The sequence below is a fragment of the Paenibacillus dendritiformis genome (assembly GCF_015845845.1).
Classification (GTDB): domain Bacteria; phylum Bacillota; class Bacilli; order Paenibacillales; family Paenibacillaceae; genus Paenibacillus_B; species Paenibacillus_B dendritiformis_C.
The window spans coordinates 1-24,409 of sequence record NZ_LDIG01000123.1; the positions used below are offsets into that span (position 1 = coordinate 1).

7 protein-coding genes and 2 pseudogenes are annotated in these 24,409 nt (G+C 54.0%); 5 read left to right on the forward strand and 4 right to left on the reverse strand.

All coding sequences use genetic code 11. The features are described from left to right. Positions 1–64: 64 nt before the first annotated feature. From ABD76_RS10695 to ABD76_RS10710, 4 genes and pseudogenes are all read right to left on the reverse strand, one after another. On the reverse strand, positions 65–1,285 hold the full coding sequence (locus tag ABD76_RS10695; protein WP_197255154.1) for an IS256 family transposase: 1,221 nt from the start codon (positions 1,283–1,285) through the stop codon (positions 65–67). 72 nt (positions 1,286–1,357) lie between these two features. Beyond that, a pseudogene (locus ABD76_RS10700) lies at positions 1,358–1,831 on the reverse strand (alpha/beta hydrolase); the annotation flags it as partial. Positions 1,832–1,894: 63 nt separating this feature from the next. After that, positions 1,895–2,542 (reverse strand): annotated as a pseudogene (locus tag ABD76_RS10705) (IS1595-like element ISBth19 family transposase); the annotation flags it as partial. Positions 2,543–2,596: 54 nt separating this feature from the next. Further along, complete coding sequence (locus ABD76_RS10710) at positions 2,597–2,902, reverse strand: helix-turn-helix transcriptional regulator (protein ID WP_197256738.1); 306 nt, start codon at positions 2,900–2,902, stop codon at positions 2,597–2,599. Positions 2,903–3,910: 1,008 nt separating this feature from the next. Between ABD76_RS10710 and ABD76_RS10715 the strand changes: the two genes are divergently transcribed. Genes ABD76_RS10715 through ABD76_RS10735 form a run of 5 tightly spaced genes read left to right on the forward strand, consistent with a single transcriptional unit; the run spans position 3,911 to position 24,400 of the window. After that, positions 3,911–5,653, forward strand: coding sequence for a fatty acyl-AMP ligase (locus ABD76_RS10715; RefSeq protein WP_242069512.1), 1,743 nt, complete (start codon positions 3,911–3,913; stop codon positions 5,651–5,653). Next, complete coding sequence (locus ABD76_RS10720) at positions 5,613–8,987, forward strand: type I polyketide synthase (RefSeq protein WP_197256741.1); 3,375 nt, start codon at positions 5,613–5,615, stop codon at positions 8,985–8,987. The genes ABD76_RS10715 and ABD76_RS10720 overlap by 41 nt, the downstream gene beginning before the upstream one ends. 34 nt (positions 8,988–9,021) lie before the next feature. Then, positions 9,022–15,600, forward strand: a complete 6,579-nt coding sequence (locus ABD76_RS10725; protein WP_197256743.1) for a non-ribosomal peptide synthetase — start codon at positions 9,022–9,024, stop codon at positions 15,598–15,600. Beyond that, positions 15,597–18,611: a type I polyketide synthase gene (locus ABD76_RS10730; RefSeq protein ID WP_197256745.1), complete on the forward strand. Its 3,015-nt coding sequence runs from the start codon at positions 15,597–15,599 to the stop codon at positions 18,609–18,611. Before ABD76_RS10725 ends, ABD76_RS10730 begins: the two co-directional genes overlap by 4 nt. Positions 18,612–18,637: 26 nt before the next feature. Next, positions 18,638–24,400, forward strand: coding sequence for a non-ribosomal peptide synthetase (locus ABD76_RS10735; RefSeq protein ID WP_197256747.1), 5,763 nt, complete (start codon positions 18,638–18,640; stop codon positions 24,398–24,400). Positions 24,401–24,409 lie beyond the last annotated feature (9 nt).

Sequence of the window (24,409 nt, forward strand, 5' to 3'; positions counted from 1 at the left end):
GGGTCTGTCAAGAGTTTTGTGTAAACGCATTGATGATGAAGCCCCCTCGGGGGCGGTTCGCCCCTTAGCTTAAATGTTGTCCGACCCGATCCGGGAAGAAGATGGAGAGCTGGAGGAGGATTTGTCCCCAGTTCTGCACGCGCCCCGTCCATTTGCGAGTCACATCCATCGTCGCCAGGTACAGCATCTTCAGCAACGCCTCGTCCGTCGGGAAGATGCTCTTGCCCTTGGTCACTTTGCGAAGTTGGCGATGGTAGCTCTCGATGATGTTTGTGGTATAAATCAACTTACGGATCTCTGGCGGAAACTTGAAGAAGGTCGCGAGCTCATCCCAATTGTTGCGCCAGGAACGGATAATGAGCGGGTACTTCGTTCCCCAGACTTCTTCAAAGCGATCCAATTCCACAAGAGCGGCTTCTTCCGTGCTCGCCTTGTAGATCGGCTTCAGATCGGCAGTGACCTTCTTTAGGTCCTTGTAGGACACATAGCGCGTTGAATTGCGAATCTGATGAATGATGCATTTCTGAATCTCCGTCTGTGGATAGCATGCGGTGATGGCCTGCGAGAAGCCGGTCAGGTTGTCCACACACGTAATGAGAATGTCCTGTACGCCGCGATTCTTCAACTCATTCAGCACGCTCAGCCAGAACTTTGCAGATTCATTCTCGCCGATCCAGATGCCCAGAACATCCTTGTTGCCATCCAAATCGATGCCGATGACCATGTAAGCCGCCTTATTGACGATGGCGCCATCTTGCTTCACTTTAAAGTGAATGGCGTCCAAAAATACAACGGCATACACGCTTTGCAGCGGCCGGTTTTGCCATTCTTTGACCAGGGGCATGATCTTGTTGGTGACATTGGAGATAAGCGTAGGGGACACCTCAATGCCGTATAGCTGCTGGAGATGATCCTGAATCTCCCGTGTGCTTACGCCCTTGGCATAGAGCGCAATGATCTGATCCTCAATGCCGGTCACGTTCGACTGATACTTTTTCACCACCAGTGGCTCGAACTCACCTTGCCGGTCGCGGGGCACCGAAATCTCTTGCTCCCCATACTCACTGGTGATCTTCTTGCGGCTCTTGCCATTGCGTGAATTGGAGGTGGTCTTCTCCGCTTTCTCATGCTTCTCATAGCCCAGATGCGTGTCCATCTCGGCCTCCAGCATTTCCTGAATCGTCTCGGCGAACAGATCCTTCAAGGCGTTTTGCGCATCTTTCGCGGTCATGAGCTTGTTCTCTTTAATAAACGCTCGTAGTTGCTCTTTCGTCCATAGTCCCATGTGTTCTCCCAACCTTTCTATTAGTTCCATTTTAATAGGTTTTGGAGTTTACACAAACTATTTTACAGACTCAGTTTGTCCAATAGGTGTAGAAATTTCTTTCTCTATTTTTAGTCTACTCTCACTTACGTTAAACCATGTCATCATATTATTTATGATACGTTCCATATTTACCACAGGAGAGAGAAACAAACACTGCTTCAACGGCTCATGGCTATATTCTAATAGGCTAAAATATGCTCCTATGCTACAAGCAAAAATGCTTATATTATTTGATAACGATTTTGCATAGGTCATAATTGTATTAAGGTCTTGAACACAGTTTTGAACTTTGCAAAGATAAGTATCATCCTTACGGTCACCATGTTGAGGTAAATCAAAACTAAGCACTTGATAACCTACTGCTGTTGCTTCTTCTGCAAATACAATAATCGAGTCATCTGCCTTATTTGACATGTTACCATGCACCACCACAAATAACTTATCTGATTTGTCACCCCACAAAATTGCTGGAATGTTTTCTATTTTAAAATTATTTTTTATCATTACAATTTATCCTCCATAGAAATATAAATAATTCGTCATTCCAAATATTACAAATGTATTTACCTAAATAAATATTGGCTCTCTTTCTTTAAAATCTGTTATTCTTGTATAAGCATGGGCTACATTGCATTGAACCATAAAGTTCTTGATTTTAACAACTTCTTTGTCAGTTTCAAATAATTGTAGCCATTTAAACCAATACAAATAATTGCTGATATATTTAGTTGCAACACCATTAAACTTATTCATCCACTTTTTTAATTTGCTGTGTACAGCATTAATGTGTTGAATATGGTAAATTCCTTCTTTATGTTTTCCTCTTTGTATACGTTTATGTTCCAATGAACAATCTTTGGCAAACTGAACATAACTCTTATGACTATCAGTACAAAAGATAGAGTTATCCCCTACACGACCGTCATAGAGTCTTTCTAATTCTTGGTGTGTCATTCTACCTCTACATAGTAACTCCATAATTAGATTACCCTGTCTATCAATAGCAGTAGCAATACAAACCTGTTCGTTAGATATACCTCTCTTTTTAATCTGTTTGCCTCTTTTACGAGATTTTCTCGGCATTTTAGAAGGTTTTGTACCTTTGAAACTCTCTGCAAAGAATACTTCATCAGCCTCAATTACTCCCTCAACAGAGCCTACACCAAAAAATGACCTTATACAATCAAGTATTTTGTGTCTCCAAAAGAAACTTGTAAAACATAGCCTATTTTTGGGATGCGGCATGATGATGATTTTCGGTTCAGGCGTTTATTTACGAGCCATTGTTCGAAAAGATCGGGGGGGGATGCCGTATAATCGTTGAAACAGCTGATTGTAAACGGAAACAGAAGAAAAACCGCATTCGATGGCGATCTTTAATACGGTTTTATTTGTGTTTATCAGCATGTTTTGGCTGCGAATAACTCGATAAATTTGTAACCATGAGTATGGAGATATCCCGACAATTTCCTTGAAATAATGAGCAAATTGAAATTTACTGAAGTATGAAATATCCGCCATTTCATCTAACGTCCATGGGTGCTGATAATTTTCTTCACATTGCACATAGTCCATAACAAATTGAACCCATTTCGTCAACGAAGGGTGTCTTTCTGTACAAGAAGCAAATTTGAATATCACAATGAAGAGACGATATCGATTTGGCAGCCCGGTTTAAAAAAGACGGTTCAATTTCAATTAGAAACTTCATGCGTTTTACAAGAAATTGTACCATATGGGGCGTCCTAAGAAGTTAGCCGATTCTTTTCGTTATGGCGGCTGGATGGCGTGCAGCGCGATGCACGCTATTTTTTTGGGCGAGAATATGGAAATATGTTGAAAAAGAAGCTTTCTATAGTAAAATGATGGTAATAGTTTTTCCTAAACTTCATAGAGAAGAGGAGTGCAGGCGCTACTCAGCTCAATACTTTTCCACAACCAGAATTTTCTTTGTCACGGCACTCTTCAATGTCATTATCTCCTGTCCCATAGTGACATTATCTCAGAACAGTTATAGGGTGACATTATCACAGACGAATAACATACATGATTATTGAAGTATTGACACCAAAAATATATAGTGGTATTTTAAGGGAATCAAGATAGAAGAAGATTCAAAATTAGAGTTACGCTAGCCAAGAGAAAAGAAAAAAATTTCGATGTATTGAACGTTAACAGGCTTTGCATTTTCATTTTAAATGGACCCCGCCCTCAATTACTACACCGAAGTGTCAAAACGGTCGCATTCATCATGCCACGCTTTTACAGCCGTTTCTGGATGATATGAAAGAACCACTGAACTCGTTGTGCCCCCTTACAGGCCAAAACTCAATATTGTGGAAAGGTATGGAAATGGCCCAAGTCCGATGTTAGTCAATAATGGGTTCTATCAGACGGTGACCGATCTCAGAACTAATGTTTGAGACCCATCGAAATAAATGAACATAAATTCCATACACTTCTTGTGTAAAAATAGACAATAATAGCCGTTGATGTCGCTATGTATAACAAGCCTGTCTTCTTTTTTATGTGTAATTTTCCGAATGAGAAAGGAAGTCGAGGATGTATAAAAATTTGTTAGAAATGCTAGATTATACGGCGTATCACTATCCCGATCGCAAAGCGTTTATTTATTTGAAAAACGGGGAAATCGAGAGTGAAAGCTGCACCTATCATGAGCTGCGCCTCCGTTCCCAGAAGCTTGCCGCGTATTTTCAATTTCTGAACTTGTCCGGCGAGAGAATCATGATTCTGTTGCCGAGCGGGATCGACTATATCATTGCTTTTTTCGGATGCTTGCAGGCAGGCGCTTTGCCGGTGCCAGCCTTTCCTCCCAGCAAGTCGCGCAATGGGCAACGAGTCACAGCGATCTATGAGAACGCCAAGCCTGCCCTGCTTATTACGCAATCTCCCCTTGATTCCATGAAGCTTCCAGAGAAGATGAGAAGTGCCTACTCCATTCAGCTTGACGATATTCTGCAGCGTGACGATGAATTTACCTATCGGGCACAAACGATCCCGATCGACCATATCGCTTTCCTTCAATATACGTCCGGATCTACCAACACTCCGAAGGGCGTAATGGTAAGCCATCGCAATTTACTCCACAATCTCGAAATCATGAAGAAACGATTCTATCATTCAAATGACACGATTATGGTGTCTTGGCTGCCGATGTACCATGATATGGGGCTCATCGGGAACGTGCTGCAAAACGTATACAATGGCGGAAGCTGTTATCTGATGTCGCCCATGGATTTCATCCAAAAGCCGATTCGATGGCTGCGGACGATCACGAAATATCGAGCTACCTTCAGTGGAGCCCCCGACTTTGCCTACCGACTATGCGTCCAAAAAATAACGGATGAAGATAAACAAGAACTGAATCTGAGCCCTTGGGCGATCGCCTTCAACGGCTCCGAGCCGGTTCGGGCAGAAACGATCCGCCAGTTTTGCGATAGCTTCCGCGTATGCGGCTTCCGCGATGAAGCGCTGCTGCCTAGCTACGGCCTGGCCGAGGCGACGCTGTGCGTGACCGTTGCGGCCAAAGAGGCGCAAAAGAAGCTGCTCTATCTGGACGATAAGGCGCTCCAGCAGAACAATGTCGCCCCAGTCAAAGCCCACGGGGATGCGGCGCGTGCCCAGGTCGGCTGCGGTTCGATTTTTTCGGATCAGCAAATCAAAATCGTAGACCCGTCCACCCAGCTCGAATGCGAGGGGGGCGAAATCGGCGAAATATGGATTAAGGGAGAAAGCGTCGCCCAAGGCTATTGGGATGCTCCGGTCGAGAGCGAAGCGACATTTGCGGCTTATTTGTTGGATTCGGAGGAAGGTCCGTTCTTGCGCACCGGTGATCTCGGCTTTGTTCACGGTGGCGAATTATACATAGCCGGACGGCTAAAAGACTTGATCATCATTCGGGGACAGAACTATTATCCTCAGGATATCGAGGAGATTGCCGCCAGCTGCCATCCGGATATTAACGGGGCGAGTCTGGCCGCATTTTCGATAGAGGTGCAGGGCGGAGAGGAACTTGTCGTAGTATGCGAAATGAACCGGGAATTCAAGCATGCCGTGCAGCGCAAGCAACTCGATTGGGAAGCTTGCTGCAGCGGGATTGCTCATCGAATTCGCGAAGCCATTGCCGAACAGCTCCAGCTATATGCCTATGATGTCAAGCTCGTCAAGCCTTTGAATCTCCCGAAAACAACCAGTAACAAGATTCAGCGCCGCAAGTGCAAAGAGATGTATCTGAACGGAAGTTTATTCGTGTGGGGTGGATTAAATGGACAAGGGACAGGACAAGCGTTACAAGGACATATGTAATTGGTTCGTGCAGCAAATCAGCGCGCTGAAGCAAATATCGCAACATGAAATCAAGGCCGAATTTCCATTTTCCCGATATGGCCTTGACTCGAAGGAATTGGTGTCTTTATCCGGTGAATTGGAATCGTTCGTTAAGCGTTCCGTTGATCCAACCCTGTTCTGGGACTATCCTTCCATCCAAGCCGTGGCTCGGCATTTTGCGTTCGGAGGGGAGAATGGGCATGCAGCACGAGATGACTGCGGAGCCGAGCAAGAGGACGCGATTGCTGTCATCGGCATGGGCTGCCGATTTCCCAAATCGAGCAGCATCGACGAATATTGGCATAATCTCCGCAGCGGAGAAAATTGCATCACGGAGATGCCCGAGCTGCGCTCGTCACGGTTCGCGCAGGACGGTATGCACCGTGCCGGTATCGTTGAAGAAATCGACCTGTTCGATAATGAAGCCTTCCACTTATCTCCCCGCGAGGCAGAGCAGATGGATCCGCAGCAGCGCATGCTGTTGGAAGTGGTATGGGAGGCGCTCGAGGATGCGGGATTGACGAACGAAGCGATGAACGGCTCGAGGACGGGCGTGTTCGTCGGCATTTCCAGCAACGATTACGGCTGCGGCAAGCTGTCCGATTACGAGCGAAGCGGCATTTATACGGTGACGGGAAATTCCAATTGCATTGCCGCCAATCGAATTTCGTATATATGGAACTTGCGGGGCCCAAGCATGGCCGTGGATACAGCCTGCTCTTCCTCTCTCGTCGCGGTTCATCTGGCTTGCCAAAGTTTGAAAACGGGCGAGACGAATATGGCGATCGCGGGCGGGGTGAACGTGATATTGAATCCGGCCATCAGCAAAGCTTTCCGCGAAGCGGGTATGCTCTCGGCAGACGGCAGGTGCAAAACGTTCGATTCGCGCGCTGACGGTTACGTACGGGGAGAAGGAGCCGGCGCGGTCATCTTGAAGCCGCTGGCTGCTGCCCTTCGCGACCGTGATCGCATATACGCCGTGATCAGGGGGAGTGCCGTCAATCAGGACGGCTTAAGCAACGGCTTAACTGCACCCAATGGTCAGGCCCAGGAAGAGGTGCTGCAGGACGCTTACCGCGCCGCGGGCATATCCGGAGAAGAGATCGACTATATCGAAGCGCACGGGACGGGAACCGCTCTGGGAGATCCGATCGAAGTTCAGGCGATCGGGCGGGTGCTGTCTAGGAACCGCTCCGCTGCGAGCAAGTGCTACATCGGTTCGGTCAAGACCAACATCGGTCATCTGGAGGCGGCTGCCGGGATTGCCGGCTTCATCAAAACCGTGCTTTGCCTGCACTACCGGGAATGGGTTCCGCACTTGAACCTGCAGGAGATCAATCCATACATCCCGCTTCGCGATCTTCCGCTCCAGATCGTGCGGGATCCGGTAAGCTGGCCGGCAGGAAGCAGAGCTTCGGTGGCCGGGGTAAGCTCATTCGGCTTCGGCGGAACGAACGCTCACGTTGTGCTGCAGGAGTATGCAACTTCGTTGATGCCGCCGGCGCGGACATCGCAGCAGGCGCCTCCTTCGTTACATATTCTTCCTTTGTCCGCCAATAGCCACGGCTCCCTGACACGTCTTGCCGCCGACATGAGACGATACCTGCAGGAGCGCACTGATGCTTCGTTGGACGATATTTGCTACACGGCGCAGCAGAGGCGCACGCACCGTGCCTGGCGCGCAGCCGTTCTCGGGAGCAACCGCGAGGAGCTCGCTCTTGAGTTGGAGCGACTTACTTCGACTTGCGCGATCGCCGATCCGTCCAATCTTGTGTTCGTCTTCTCCGGCCAAGGCAATCAATGGAACGGAATGGGACTGCAATACTTATCCGGGGATAACGCATTTACACGAACATTCCTGGAATGCGATGCGATATGGAGCAAGTATGCCGGATGGTCGTTATGGGACGAACTTCACCGCGGAGATGCCGATGCTTGGGCAGATCGCACCGATGCGGCTCAGCCGCTCGTCTTTGCCGTTCAAGCGTCCCTTCTCGCTCTATGGAGGAGCTGGGGAATTGAACCGAAGGCGGTCATCGGGCACAGTCTTGGGGAAATTTCAGCGCACTACGCGGCTGGCGTGCTCACCTTGGAAGATGCGATGCGTCTCGTATATTGGCGCGGCACGCTCATGCAATCGACCAAGGGACAAGGTGCCATGGTCTCCATACGCATGCCGCTTGCCGATATCGAGCAGCGCCTCGGCGAATATCCGGGCGTAGGGATATCGGCGGTGAACGGGCCCTCATCCGTTGTCCTGGCCGGAGAAGCACATGAAGTGGAGCGCTTGCTGAGGAACCTGCCCGATACGGTTAAAACCCATCTCCTTTCAAGCTCGTTTGCCTTTCACAGCCACTTCATGGAGCCGTTATGCGATCGTCTTCAAACCGAGCTTGGCCCGGTTCGCCACCGACTGGCCCGCTTGCGCATCTATTCGACAGTGACGGGGCGGATGGAGAATGGGCTGAGGCTGGGGGCGGAGCATTGGTCTGACAATATGCGCAAGCCTGTTCGATTTGCGGACGCGCTGCATGCGGCCATGCTGGACGGATACGATGCCTTTGTAGAGCTCGGCCCTCATCCGGTCCTCACACAGCATGTAGAAGAATGCGGTCAGGCCGGAGGAGTCAAGCTGGCGGCATTCTCGATGCGCAGGGGCGATGACGGAGCATGCATGCCGGAGGCTGCGGCTAGGTTATACCGGTATGGGGCGGATCTGGACTGGAATGCCGTCGGCAGCCGGGGACAATGCATTGCCATACCGACCTATCCTTGGGAGAAGAGACGGCTGTGGATCGACGATCCGGAGGCGCTGGAGAGAGGAACGATTGGAGCGGTGCCCGAATCGCAAACGGACCGGGCGAGGGAAAGCTCTAGAAACGCTTCCTCAGTTCAGCATATCCTTCAAGCCGTACGCGATCGCGTGGAAACGCTGCCACTGCTCGAGGAGCACTTGCAGGGCATGTTCGCCAGCGTGCTGAAGATAATTCCCGCGTCCGACCTGTCCCTGGATCGTCCGCTGGTCATGCTCGGGATGGATTCCATAATGGCGCTGCAGCTGAAGCATGCGATCGAACAGCAATTCCAAGTATCTTTGCCGATTGTTCAGTTATTGGAAGGGATCACTACCCGCCAGGCCGCATCGAAATTGCACGGCATCCTGCTGGATGCCCGGGATAGGCAGAGCAACGAAGAACGATCGCAAATCGACGATTTGCTGAATTCCGGCGACATGGAGCGAGATCTGGGCGAGTTGTCCGACGAAGACATGGAACGGCTCCTTCTGCTGTTAACGCAAGAGAAGGGGTCATGATCGTGCTTCACATCAATGACAGGAGATGAACAAGATGAACGATTCGATTGTCACTGCAGGCTTATCCCGACAGGACAAAGAAAGGCTGATCCGCCAGCTCCTGCAGCAGCGTCAGGAGAAGCGGGATACGATGGCATCTTACGGGCAGAAGGCGCTCTGGCTGCTGCAGCAGGCCCATCCGGACAATTGCGCCTACCATATGCAAGCGGCATGGGATCTGTTAACGCCTGTGGATGAGCATAAGCTGCGCTTATCCTTTCAAAGTGTATATGATACGTACAGTTCTTTGCGCACTGTGTTTTCTATAGAAGACGGAGAGATCAAACGTCATGTAAGGCCTGACGGAGAAGTTGATTTTCGGGTGCATCGGCTCGCGTCTTGGGGATCCGAAGCGGAAGAATTGTTCCAGCGCTGCATGCGGGAGCCGTTCTCATTGCATGATGGCCCGCTGTTCCGTATTTTCCTGTTCTATGCTCCCGATCGTCCGCCACGACTATTGATATCAATGCATCACATAATTGCGGATGCATGGTCGATCGTCATGCTGCTGCGCGATTTCGCAAATCGGTACCAGCATGGCGTTCCGGTTCGGGAGCGATTGCGGGAGAGCCGCAGCTACAGCGCATTTGTGGATTGGCAGCAGGGTTATTTGCAGAGTGAGCGTGCAGAACAAGACCGGAACTACTGGGAGCGTACGCTTGCGGAGCCGCTGCCCATCTGCGCGCTGGTCGCGGACAAAGTCGGGGGCGGAGCCTCCGCGTACGATCATAGAGGGGAAAACTGTATCTTCAGGTTCAGTGAATCCTTGTCCCAAGAAGTGATTCGATTAAGCAGGAAGCTCGGTGTTACCGTGAATACGCTGCTGCTATCTTCCTTTGCTGCGCTGCTGTATCGCTATACGGAGCAAGAGGAAGTCGTAATCGGCACGTTCGTCTCCGGAAGGAACGAAGCCGGCTTCGAGGAGGTTTTCGGCTATTTGGTCAACACGGTTGCCCTGCGCCTCGAGTGCTCGGGCGAATTGCCATTTGGGAAGCTCGCGGATTCGGTCAAGCGATCAATGCTGGGGGCCATGGAGCACCAGGATTATCCGTTCCCTTTGGTGGCGGAACGGCTGCAGCCGGAGCGCGATGCCAAGATTTCACCCGTGTTTCAGGTTGCGTTTGTCATGGAACGGGCCCAGAGCGGGGATGGAACTCGCTCTCCGTTATTCATAAGCGATGATCAGGAGGTGACAGAGCTCGGGGGGATGATTTGGCGGCCGGTGCCGCTGGGAACCAAGGATACGCCGTTCGAGCTCGTCTTGATGGTGGAGGAGACGGACGCGTTCATCCATGGTTCTTTCATCTATCGCTCGAATTTGTTCAGTGCTGCCTTCATGAAGACAATGGCGCGCTTGTATACGGAGCTGGTCGAGGGGGTCGTGCGGAATCCGGAGGAGCGGATCGGCACGCTGAGGCTGAATGCGCGATCTGGCCATGGCCGGCGGTTGCAACTCCCGTCCGCGCCGCTGCCTCACATCTGCTTGCATCATTTGCTCGAATATCAAGCGTCGCAGCGGCCGGACTCGGCGGCCGTTACGTTCATGGACGATACGTTGACCTACCTGGAGCTGGAGCATAGGGCGAATCGCATCGCTTGGTGGCTGTCCGGCAAAGGCGTACGGAAGGGCGAATTTGTAGGAGTGTGCTTGCGTCGTTCGCCGGACATGGTCGCAGCGGTATTTGCCGTCTTGAAGCTCGGCGCGGTCTTTGTGCCGATCGATCCCTCATATCCGCCGCAGCGCATCGTCTATATGGCGAACAAGGTCGAGATGAGGGTCATCATCAGCACTTCGCCGATCGGCCTGGGTTCGTTCGGAGAAGGCATCGAACTGGCGCTGCTCGATCGGGACGAGGCGGACATTGCTGGCCAGAGCGCGAGGCCGACCGGGCTGGACGTAGGAATCCGCGACCTGGCTTATGTCATCTTCACGTCCGGATCCACTGGCAAGCCGAAGGCTGTCATGATTGAGCACTGCGGCATATGGAATATGGCAGAGGCGCAGCGTCAATATTTCAATCTTAGCGATAGAAGCAAGGTGCTCCAGTTCGCATCCTTCAGCTTCGATGCCTGGGTGTTTGAGGTCGTGATGGCATTTCGCAGCGGGGGAACGCTGTGCATGGCCGACAGGGATACGCTGATGCCCGGCGCGGCAATGGCACGGTGGATGAGGGAAAAGCGGATTTCTCATGCGGTGCTTCCTCCATCTGTTCTAACCTTGATTCCGGATGCGGACTTGCCGGAATTGGAGGTCCTCATATCGGCGGGCGAAGCGTGCACCCGCGATATCGTGGCACGCTGGGCTCCGGGAAGGCGTTTTTACAACGCATACGGTCCTTCGGAAGCAACCGTCTGGGTAACGGTCAAGGAATGCGGTTCAGATGAATCGATCATCGATCTCGGAGAAGCGATCCCGAATGTGGAGGTGCAGGTGTTCAATGACTACATGCAGCGCCCATTGCCTGGGGGCATTGGCGAATTGTACGTCGGCGGAATCGGGCTTGCCCGCGGGTATTGTAACGATGCCGAATTGACGCAGGCCAAATTCATTACGCCTTCGGCCGGCGATGGACACGAGCAGGGGCGCTTATATCGAACAGGCGATTTGGTAAGATGCCTGCCCGACGGAAGGCTCCAGTTCGTTGGCAGACGGGACGATCAAGTCAAGGTCAGGGGGGTAAGACTTCATCTCGGCGAAATCGAATCCCACTTGTCAGAGCGTTCTGACATTGCCAGCTGTGCCGTCATTGTCGCCGGAGAGGCTCCCGATCAGGCTTCGCTCGCCGCTTTTGTCGTCATGAAGCCGCAATCAGCGTGGGAGGAGACGGCTGTAAGGAAATTTCTGCAAGAACGTATGCCGGGCCATTACATTCCGTCCCGCTTTGTGGTACTAGGCGACATGCCTTTGACGCCCAATGGCAAGGTGGATCGCAATGCATTGTGCTCCTTGCTTGCAGAGGAGGCCGAAGAGGCTTACGGGATGCATGACGCGTCGGAAGATAACAGCTTCGGCAGTGATATGGTCGAAGAAGTGATGATACAAATATGGAAACAATTGCTTGGGAAAAAGCAGGTGCGTCCAGAAGAGCAATTCTTCGAGGCTGGCGGCCACTCCTTGCTGGCAACCCGGCTCATCACGGCCGTTCATGACGTGTTCGGAATCGAATTGCCGATCGGCACGGTCTTCGCCAAGCCCGCCCTGCGCGATATGGCATACGAAATCCGCCGAATGCTGCAGAAGGCGGAGGGCGGAACGGACAAGGCGGACATCGTTCCGCTGAAGCTGGCCGGGGATTACCGGGCTCCGCTAACGAGCGCCCAGCAGAGAATGTGGTTCCTGCAGAAGCTGGATGAGGATCAGACGGCTTATTTGCTGCCCGGCACGTTGTCTCTTGACGGGCCGCTGGACGTGGAGGCTCTCGAGCAAGCTCTGAAAGAGCTGATTCGCAGACATGATTCTCTCCGGACGACCATTCATGAAGAGGGAGGTATCCCCTTCTCCTTAGTCAGGGAGGAAAAGGCGTTCCGGCTGGCAATCAAGACATGCACGGAGGAAGAGGCACAGCAATGGATAAGAGAGGAGTGCCGTCGTCCGATTCGGGTGTCGGATAGCGAGCTGTACCGGATGACGCTGCTCCGCACGGGAGAACGCCGCCACTACTTGGTGCTAGTGCTGCACCATATTATCACGGACGGCTGGTCGACAGGCATAATCCTGAACGAGCTTCGGCAGCTCTATGCGATCCGGGTCGGGCAATCCCGGCAGACTTTGCCGAATCCGCCGCTGACGTATTCCGATTATGCCCGCTGGGAGCAAGAATGGATAGGAAGCGACTCCTATAGCCAGCAGCTTGAATATTGGGCAGGCGTGCTGCAGCAGCCGATTCCGCCCCTGCTGCTGCCGACCGACAGCCCTCGGACGCTTGCGTCGAGCTATCGGGGCAAGCAGGTCAGCTTGAAGCTTCCGCAAGCGCTCAGCGAGGAGTTGAAAGAGCTGGGGCAACGGCACAATTGCACGCTGTTCATGACGCTCGTCACTGTTTTCAATGTGCTGCTGTACCGATTGAGCAGAACCTCCGACATCGCCGTCGGCGTTCCGGTTGCGAACCGCCATCACCGGCATGTGGATCAAGTCGTCGGGTTATTCGTGAACACGCTGCTCCTCCGGCTTGATTTATCCGGCAATCCTGATTTTAACCAGCTGCTGTTGTTAGCGAGGGACGCAGCCATCAATGCTTATGCGCATCAGGACATGCCTTTCGAGAAGCTGGTGGAGATGGCAAGACCGGATCGGGATCTTAGCCGCTCCTCCATGTTCCAGGTCATGTTCAATATGCTTAACATTCCGCCGGTTACGGCTCAGTTGAGCGGACTGACTACGCAGATCATCGAGCTGGACGAGCCCGATTCCAAATGCGAGCTGACGCTGTACGCACTGGAGCAAGCCGAAGGGATTCAACTAACGATGACGTATGCTTCCAACCTGTTCGGGGAGGAAAGGGCAACCGAAATGCTGGCTCAATTCGAATGTCTGTGCCGCCAGATCGTGAATGATCCCGATTGGCCGATTGAGCGGTATTCGCTCCTCACCGAACGCTCGGCCGCGGTTCTGCCCGATCCGAGCATGCCGCTAAGGCAGGCGCGCGATCCGCTTCTGCAGCCGGTTCATGTGATGTTCAGGCACAAGGCGGCGCAATGTCCAGAGGCTATTGCGGTCATCGATAGCGATGATGCCGAATACACGTATCGCGATCTGGATGAACGCAGCGACAGACTGGCCGCGAAGTTGATTCGCTTCGCCCGCCAGCGGCGAGGAGTGATAGCCATATACGGTGAGCGAAGCGCGTCTCTTATCGTCGCCATGCTCGCCGTGCTCAAGAGCGGCTCGGCATTTGCGGTGATTGATCCGGCGCAGCCGGCGATCCGCGCGACAGAGTTGCTCAAGGCGTCCAAGGCGGACGGCATCGTCTTTCTCAGCGCGGAGCGGGAGAGACTGGGCGGGTTGCTCGATGAATGGGCAAGTCATGTATCGTTCTGCATTTACGGCATCAACGGCGATTATGCAGCTGATGAAGAAGACTCAGTCCGAGCGATACTGGCGCAGCTCGAGAAGGGATGCTCCGTGGAGGATCCGGCCTATGTGCTGTTTACCTCTGGCACGACGGGAGCGCCGAAGGGAATTCAATGCACGCACGAGCCGCTTGCCAACTTCATTCGCTGGCAAGTGAATGAATTCCGGCTTGATTGGCGGGATCGGTTCAGCATGTTCTCCGGCTTGGGACACGATCCATTGCTGCGGGACATATTCGTGCCGCTGTCCATCGGGGCCGCGATCTGCATTCCGGACGGAAGCCGGATGATTATTCCCGAATATGTGACGGAATGGATGGAACGCCGCCGGATAACGATTACCCATGTAACCCCTGCGATGGGCATGGTGATCGCGGGCGGAGGCAGCTCTGGGCAAAAGAGGTGCGATCTCGGGGCATGGCGGTATGCCTTTTTTGGCGGTGATGTGCTGATGCCGTCCCACATTGAGAATATCCGGGCGATCGCTCCGCAGGTTCGCTGTCTGAACGGGTATGGGGCGACGGAGACGCCGCAAATTATGGGGATCTATTCCGTTCCCGCGGATCCAGGGCCGTCGATCCCGATCGGCAAAGGGAGAGAAGGCGTGCAATTGCTCGTGATGGATTCGGATCTGGGCATGAAGGGGAGTGGAGAAACGGGCGAAATCTGCATTCGCTCGCCTTATCTGGCTTCCGGTTATATCGGGAACGCGGAAGCGGAACAAGGTCGCCCCGCGTTTGTCCCCAATCCTTATACATCAATGGAGCATGATCGAATATACAGGACGGGCGACTTAGGGAGGTACTTGCCGGACGGCAACGTTGAATTCATCGGCAGGCAGGGGGACTTTGTCAAAATTCGCGGCTATCGGGTGGAGCTGCGCGAAATTCAAGAGGCGATTCTGCGGCATTCCGCGATCGCCGATTGCTTAACGGTATGCCAAGCGGACAGGGACGACCGGATCATTGCTTATGTGGTTCCGGCCGAGAAGCCGTTCGACCCGACCGGCATGCAGCTTCATCTGAGAGACCGCCTGCCGGAATATATGCTGCCTGCGGCGTATGTGGAGCTGGATCAGATTCCGCTGACCCGCAACGGGAAGGCAGATGCGGCCAGACTGCCCGAGCCTGGGGCATTCAACTTCAGGGAGAGCCGACAGGGCACGGTACTGCCGGAGACGATGCTGCAGCGACAAATTGCGGAGGTATGGAAGCGCCATTTGAAAGTAGAGGAAGTGGGCATTCACGATAACTTTTTCGATGCGGGCGGCCACTCTCTGCTCCTGCTTCGCGTCCAGCAAGGACTCGAAGCGGAACTGGCAAGGCCGATCCATGTTGTGGATCTGTTCAAATATCCGACCATTTCCTTGTTGGCGCACTATCTCGAAGGAAACGGAAACGGCACGGAGGCGCAACGCGGCGTTGTTGTTGACGAACAGCGCAAAATCAAGCAGCGAGCCGCGCAACAAGCGCAAAAATTACGGCGAAAGGGGGAGCGTCAATGACGGCGAGCGAGGCAGAGAACACGATAGCCATTATCGGGATGAGCGGGAGATTCCCGGGAGCCAGCCATATGGGACAGTATTGGGATAATTTGAAGCACGGTAGGGAGACGATCACCTTTTTCACCGATGACATGCTGCGAGAATCCGGCATTGCAGAGGAGAAGTTGCGCAGCCCGAACTATGTGAAGGCTTCCCCGCTCCTGGATGGCATCGACAAGTTCGATTATCACTTTTTCGGCATGAGCAAGCGCGAGGCTGACCTGCTCGATCCGCAGCACCGCCTGCTGCTGATGTGCGCATGGGAAGCGCTTGAGGATGCGGGCTATGTCGCGGAGTCGTACCAGGGCTTGGTCAGTCTGTTTGCCGGATGCGGATTCAACAGTTACTTGGTGAACGAAATATTGCCGCGTCGCGATGAACTTTCGGAGGAAGAGCTGCAAATGGTGCTGCAGGCGAACAGCAACGATTATGTAAGCACCAGAATCTCCTACAAGCTGAATTTGCGCGGAACGAGCGTCACGATTCAGACGGCGTGCTCGACATCGCTCGTTGCCGTCCATTATGCCTGCCAGAGCCTTCTCATGTATCAATCGGATCTGGCTCTTGCAGGCGGCGCCTCCATCCGGGTTCCGCAGCAGGAAGGATACTTGTACCAGGAAGGGGGGATTTTCTCCCCGGACGGGCATTGCCGGGCGTTTGACGCTAAGGCGCAGGGGACGCTCTTCGGCAGCGGAGCGGGGATCGTGGCGCTTAAGCGCCTGGAGGACGCTCTGGCCGATCGCGATTCTATCTATGCCCTTATTCTTGGCAGCGCCGTGAATAATGACGGTGCCGCCAAGGTCGGGTACACGGCGCCAAGCATCGAAGGCCAGCGCCGCGTCGTGGCGGAGGCGCTCATGATGGCGGGGGCAGAACCGCAGACGATCGACTATATCGAAGCTCATGGGACCGGCACGGCGCTGGGCGATCCGATCGAGATAGCCGCGCTTCAAGAGGCATTCGGCGAGACTGGAGAAGTCAGCGCCAGGCAGCGCTGCGCAATCGGCTCCGTGAAGACGAATATCGGCCACTTGAACGCTGCCGCGGGCATTGCGGGGTTGATCAAGACGACATTGATGCTGCATCACCGGCAAATTCCGCCGAGCCTGCATTATGAGGATTCCAACCCGGCCATTGACTTCACGGCCAGTCATTTCTATGTCAATACGGCCTTGCGGGATTGGCCGGCCTCGGATCATCCCCGTCGCGCAGGGGTAAGCTCGTTCGGGATTGGCGGAACGAATGCGCATCTCATCTTGCAGGAGGCTCCAATACCTGCGGAATGCGCCGCGGGATGCCGGAAGGAGCAGAGAGAGCAGGCGCTGCTTCTGTCTGCGCGAACGGCCAGCGCTCTCGGTTCGATGGAGGATGCTCTGCATAGGTATTTCCGGCATCACCCGGACGCTTCCATGGACAAGGTCGCATATACGCTTCAAGTCGGCAGGAAAGCATTTCCTTATCGTTATGCGGCAATCTCCGGCAGGGACGGCAGTCTGCAACTCATTGGCAGGGGCATTGCGGGCAAGGACAAGGCCAGCATCATTTTTATGTTTCCGGGACAAGGAAGCCAGTACTTGAACATGGCGGCCGGATTGTATGAACAGATCCCTTTGTTCCGCAGTTGGGCGGACAAGTGCATTGCGATCCTGAACGGGAGCATGCGCACCGAGATATCGCAGGCGATGTTCCGTACGAACGGAGCCGGAGAACCGCAAATGTTGGAGCAGACCGCTATAGCGCAGCCGCTGCTGTTCATTGTCGAATATGCGCTTGCCCGCTGCTTGATGGATTGGGGACTGAGGCCCAGTGCCATGATCGGACACAGCCTCGGCGAATATGTAGCCGCCTGCCTCGCGGGCGTCATGCGGCTTGAAGAGGCGCTTGCGATCATCGTTCTAAGGGGGACGGTCATGCAGCAGAGCCCAGCGGGCGCCATGATGGCCGTATCTTCATCCTATGAGCAGATCCGGAGCTTAGCGGACGAAGCCGTGTACTTGTCGGCCGTCAACGGCCCCGATTCATGCACGGTTGCGGGCGAGCGCGAAGCCATCGCTGGCTTGGCGGCGCGATTGGAGTCCGGCGGTATCGGCCACAAGCTTCTGCCCGTATCGCATGCGTTCCACAGCCCGTTCATGGAGCCGGCCGCGGAGCAATTCGAACGCTTGCTTCGCCAGTACGAGCTGTCAGCCCCTTCCATCCCTTTCATCTCCAATGTAAGCGGTGATTACATAACGGAGGCCCAGGCCAGGAGCACCGCGTACTGGAGCGCCCATATGAGGGAGCCTGTCAACTTCGGAGGAGGGGTGTCCACGCTTATGCGGAGCTTCGGAGATGATGCCATCTGGCTGGAGGTGGGACCAGGGAGAGGCTTGGCCCAATTGGTGCGGCAGCGTGACGATGAATCGCGCAAGGTTCATGCGATCAACTTGATGCGGCATGGCAAGGAGGAGGAATCCGACGTTGCCGCGTTATGGAAAGGCTTGGCGCAATGCTGGCTATCCGGAGCAGATATCCATTGGAAGCATACTCACGATGGACAACCCGGACGCGTGCCGCTGCCTGCGTATCCGTTCGAGGGGACGAGATGCTGGTTCGGCGACAGGCTGGAAGGCCAAGCAAGCGCGGGACATGCAGAATCCGCTGCGCCAGTAGGCGCGGGCCATGAGCGATTGGAGGACGAAAGGGCGCACCTGTCAACGATGTACGTCCCTCCTGCGGACGGGTTGCAGGAGAATCTGGTGGACATATGGGAGCAGGTGCTTGGCGTACGCCCGATCGGCATCAAGGATAATTTCTTTGAACTGGGAGGCCATTCCTTGATGGCGACCCAGCTCATATCGCGCGTGCGGAATCTGCTGCCGGACATAGACATCAAGTTGGAGCGCATTTTCAAGTATCCGACGATTGAGGAGATTGCCGAGCAATTGGAACTGCAGATGATTGAGCATTTGGTAGGCAATGATCAGCGATAAAAATTCCGGTGGAACGGTGGGTGCTTATGACGAACAAAAATGAATTGGAAACGCGACGTTCACTTTTGTCGGACAAGCAGCGCGAGCTGCTTGAGCAGTGGAAGCTGGGACGAGGCAGGAAGCAACCGCGGATTGTTCCCAGACCGGAAGAAGATGGCCTGGTGCTGTCTCCGGCCCAGAAAAGGCTATGGTTCATAGATCAAATGCTGGCGGATAAGTCTGCTTACAACATGTATTTTGCCGTGAGGTTCAGCGGAGAGCTGGACATAGAGGCCGCCCGCCGGGCGCTGCAGCATATTATCGACCGCCATGAGTCGCTGCGCATCAATTTCATCAATTCCGGCGGTCGGCCGCAACTGCGGCGGATGGAGCATTTCACGCTGGAATTGCCCATCGAAGATGTTAGCGGACTGCATGAGACAGAAGCTGAAGCTCAAGCGAACGCGGTGATCCAGCGCGTCATTTCTTCACCTTTCGATCTGGAGAGAGGGCTTCTGATGCGTGCGCAGGTCATCCGGTTGAAGGAGCGGGAGCATATGCTCGCGATATGCCTGCACCATATTATTTCCGACGGCTGGTCCATGGGCGTGCTGGCAAAGGAATGGGTGGCGTGTTACCGATCTTATTCAGAAGGCAAGACGCCCGCTCTTGCTCCCTTGCCGATTCAGTACCGCGATTTCGCGCATTGGCAGACGGAGCAGCTAAATTCGGGGGCATGGGAGAAGCATTTGCGTTATTGGAAGTACAGATTGGAGCATTGCCCGAGCATTGCGCTCGCACCGGACAAAAAAATGACGGATTGGGCCGGAAACCGGGGCGGAGAGGTGCCCTTCGAACTCCCGGACGATCTGGCTCACGCACTCAAATCATTTTGCGCCGAAGCAGACGCGACAATGTTCATGACGCTGCTCGCCATGTTCGGGGGCTTGCTCTACCGCTATACCCATGAGCGCACGCTCGTGGTCGGGACGCCTGTTGCCAATCGCAACGATACAGAAATCGAAGGTCTCATCGGTTACTTCGTCAATTTATTGCCGCTTCGCGTGGACATAGGCGCGGACATGACATTCCGCGAACTGCTGCGACAAGTGGCAGCAACGGCGGCCGAAGCATACGATCATCAGGATTTCCCTTTCGACCGCATCGTTGAGGAACTGCAGCCGGATCGCCAAGGATGGGCCATCCCGCTAGTTCGAAATCTGTTCGTCTATCAAAATACGCCTGCCGTCGATATTCAGCTTCCGAAAGCGCGAGCGGAGAGCATCAGACTGTTTAACGGCACGTCGAAGTCGGATGTGCTGCTGTCGATGGCGGAATTGCAAGGAAAAATCACCGGGCGGCTTGAATATAACGCCAATCTGTTCGTTCCGCAGTTGATGCAGAACTTCGTCAATCACTTTATTCAGTTCATTCGATCGGCGCTGTCTGCGCCTGATCGGCCTATCGACCGGCTCGACTTGATGGAGGAGGGCGAGCGGGAGAGCATGCTGCAGCGCTCCGCCGCAATAGAGGCAACTGCGGCGGCATCGGAAGGCATTCATCGGCAATTCGAACGCAATGCGGCCCTGTATCCGAACAATGTCGCGTTGAAGTGGAATGAAGCGGATTGGACCTACCGGGAGCTCAACGCTTATGCGAACCGACTTGCCCGCCATCTGCTGCAGTCGGGGGCTGAGCCCGGGCAATTCATCGGCTTGTGCATGAACCGCTCCCCTTATCTGATTGCCGGAATCTTGGCCATCTTAAAAGCCGGCTGCGCATATGTACCTCTCGATCCGGCGTATCCCGAAGAACGCATCCGCTGGATGCTGAGCGACTCGGGATGCGCGCTGCTGCTGGTGGATGAAGAGACCCGGGACGTGATGGCAGTCCGTTCTTGCACGCGTATTAATGCCGCGGCGCTGCCGGAGGATCCGGCAAGCGATTCTGCGAGCGATCTGTCTGTATTCGTCAATGAATCCGATTTGGCCTACATGATCTACACGTCAGGCTCGACAGGGAAGCCTAAGGGAGTGCTTGTCGAGCATGGCAGCGTGAACCGGTTGTTCGCAGCGACGCGGCGATTGTTCGGCTTCCATGCGCAAGATGTATGGACGCTGTATCACTCATGCGCCTTCGATTTTTCTGTCTGGGAAATATGGGGGGCACTGCTGCATGGAGGAAGCCTCGTGATTGTGCCTGCCGGCGTGACGCGTTCCTTCGAGGACTTCTATCGGCTTCTCGTGCGCGAGCGGGTAACGGTACTGAATCAGACGCCGTCTGCCTTCAAGCAATTGATCCATGTCGAGCAGCATGCCGGGTTCGAGGAGGCTGGGGAACTGTCGCTGCGCTACATTATTTTCGGCGGGGAAGCGCTGGAGCTGCAGTCGCTGCGACCTTGGTTCCGGCTGCATGGCGATCGTCGGCCTCAATTGATCAATATGTACGGCATTACCGAAATTACGGTACACGCGACGTTCCGCCCGATTACGCTGGAGGATCTGGATGCCGGGGCGGGCAGTGTCATCGGCGTGCCGCTGCCGGATCTGGAAACGTACATACTCGACGAGCATGGCCAGCCGGTTCCCTTGGGGGTTCCGGGGGAGCTGTATATTGGCGGGAGAGGCGTAGCCCGCGGATACTGGAAGCGCGAAGAGCTGACCAGGGAGCGGTTCATCGCGAATCCGTTCGCTTCCGTATCGGCGAATGGACCCCGGGCTCGCCTGTACCGATCCGGGGACTTGGCCAGATGGACGGCGGCGGGAGAGATCGAATATTTGGGCCGCCGTGACGAGCAGGTGAAGGTTCGCGGCTATCGCATTGAGCTTGGCGAGATCGAGAGCGCAGTGAGCGATCATGAGCTGGTGTCCCAAAGCGTGGTCGTTGCCGAACGGAATGAGCACGGAGATGCCAAATTAACTTGTTATTTGATCCCGCACAAAAATGAACTGCATGCGCACGGCACGCTTCGGCAGTTCAAAGGCGAACTGGTCGATCGATGGGAAACGGTATTCGACAGCTATTATGCCAAAGGCAATGAACATGACGACAAGACGTTCCATATCGTCGGATGGAATGACACCTATACGGGGCTGCCCATACCGGCGGTCGAGATGGAGGAATGGACCAGCGAAACGGTCGAACGGATTCTGAAGTACAGGCCAAAACGGGTGCTGGAAATCGGATGCGGTACCGGCTTGCTGCTGTTCCGGATCGCCCCGTCGTGCGAGTCCTATTTCGGTACCGATTTATCCGAGAACGCGATCGAATATGTCAGTTCGCATCTGCACCTGCTGGGAGAGAATCGCCATAAGGTTTCGCTGTTCAAATGCAATGCCCACGAGCTTCCCGACGTGGAGCAGGTCGACATGGTCATATTGAACTCGGTGGTGCAGTATTTCCCGGATGTCTCGTATCTGAATGAGGTTCTGCAGCATGTGGCCGGCAAATTGAAGCCGGGAGGATGCATTTTTCTCGGCGACATTTGCGGCCTTATGTTCAGAGAAGCGTTCCATTGCTCCGTCGTGCTGAATGGCGTGGACGAGCGGCTTTCACTGCCGGAGTTCAACCGGCTCGTGCTTCGCAAAATGAAGCAGCACAGCGAACTGATGCTGGATACCGGCTATTTCGCGCAGTTGCAGCGGGAACTGACCTCCATCCGAACGGTTGAAGTGCTCTATAAAAAGGGCATCTATCGCAATGAGATGAACAAATTCCGATACGATGCGGTGCTGCATGTCGGCGATAAACCGGTATGGGAGACCGATGCTCTCTATGAATGGAGTCCCGATATCAAGCGGCAGCTGCGTGAAGGCAAGTTGTGCGCCGCGCATTCGTCCGCCTGCTTCCTCGTGACGGGAATCCCGAATGGACGCCTTGCGGAGGAGTGGGAATTTATGCGCTGGCGGCGCCAGGCCGATCCGGCGGACACGATCGCGGATTACCGGAGGCATCTCATGCAGGAGTCGCCCTCATGGCAATGGACAGATCCGGCGGACATTCTGCAATGGGGCGGGCAGAGCCATCGTGTGGAACTTCTGTTGTCCGATGATGAGAAATGCTTGGACGCGATCTTCATGCCTTACGGGGAGGAGAAGCTGACGCCTTGCAGATACACGGGTGCACACAAGGCTTCATTGGAGCTGGCAAGCATTCCGATGCAGCAGGAGGTGGAAGGAAGGCTGGCCGCCAGCATTCGAGAAGAGCTGAAGCAAAGGCTGCCGGACTTCATGATTCCGTCCCAATTCGTGGTTCTGGAGCAATTCCCGCTTACGGCCAACGGCAAGATCGAGCGCGCAAAATTGCGCGAGCTGAAGCCCGGCAGGCGCTTGGCGGATAAGGAGACGGCGTCAGATGTTGCGCAGCACTTCACGGATACGGAGCAGGCGCTGCGCGAGATGTGGCTAGGCTTGCTTGATGTGGAGCATGTCGGATTAGAGGATAGCTTTTTCGATATGGGCGGCCACTCGCTGCTAATCAGCCGGATGATGTTCCAGATTCGGAAGCAGTTCCAGGTGCAGATTCCGCTAGTACAGTTGATGCAAGAGCCGACGATCAAGAGCATTGCCTCGCAAATCGATAGGGTGTTGGCGCAGGAAGAAACTGGGGACGGACTGGACTTGGCAAGCAGGATCGTGCTCGATCCGGCCATTCAGGCTGCGGACATCCCGCAGGCGGTGAGCATGGCACAGGATGAAGCCGTGCTTCTGACGGGAAGCACGGGATTCTTCGGGGCGTTCCTGCTGCATGAGTTATTGCAGCCCGATTCCGCCCGGCACGTCTATTGTCTGGTACGCGCTGCGGATCGGGAGACAGGCATGCGCAGGATCGCCGAGGGGATGAGAAAGTATGGGCTATGGAAGGACGAGTACGAGACGCGGGTTACGGCGGTAATCGGAGATTTGGGTGCAGCGCGTCTAGGGCTGGACGAGAAGGCATACGAATTCTTGACCAAGCAGATCACGTCCATTTTTCACAACGGAGCCATCGTGAATTTTGCCCAACCTTATTTAGCATTGGAGGCTGTCAATGTCAAGGGGTGCGAGGAGATATTGCGGTTTGCCGCGGCCGGAGCCGTGAAGCCGATCCATTATATCTCCACATTATATGTATTCTCTGAAAAAGATGCCAAAATCAAGAAAATCATTCTAGAGGATGATGTGCCTGTTTGTAGCGATGCTTTAAAATTGGGGTACACACAAAGCAAATGGGTGGCGGAAGGAGTAATGCGGGAAGGCAGAACACGCGGAATCCCCGTCAGCATGTATCGTCTTGGCCGGATTTCGGGCGACAGCCGAACCGGGGCGTGCCAAGACAGTGATTTCTTCTGGAAAATCATCCGCTTCTGTCTCCAGCTTGGCGCATTCCCGGATATCGATTTCCGTTTCAACTTGATTCCGGCCGAATTTGCCGCAGACGTCATCGTTCGGCTAGCCTCCTCCAGATTCTCGAATCAGACATTTCACGTGATGAATGATCACGATTGCTCATTCAAGGATATCACCCGCATACTCGCGAAGCGAGGATATTCATTTGCGCAACTGCCTTGGATGGATTGGAAGTCGAGAGTGTCGCAGAGCCTTGAAGCAGGCAATGATGCAGGCAATGCGGGCGGGCTCGACATCTCGATCGTGCCGTTCATTGAAGAAATGTCCATCAGTGAAGGCGAGACACCTGTCTTTAACGCGGACAAAGTGTTCTCCTTCCTGAAAGAACGTAAGCTAGAATGCCCGCAAATGGATGCAGACAGATTGGCCATGTATATCGATTATTTTGCTGCCAGCGGTTATTTCGAACCAATTTCCGTGTAAAGAGGAGGA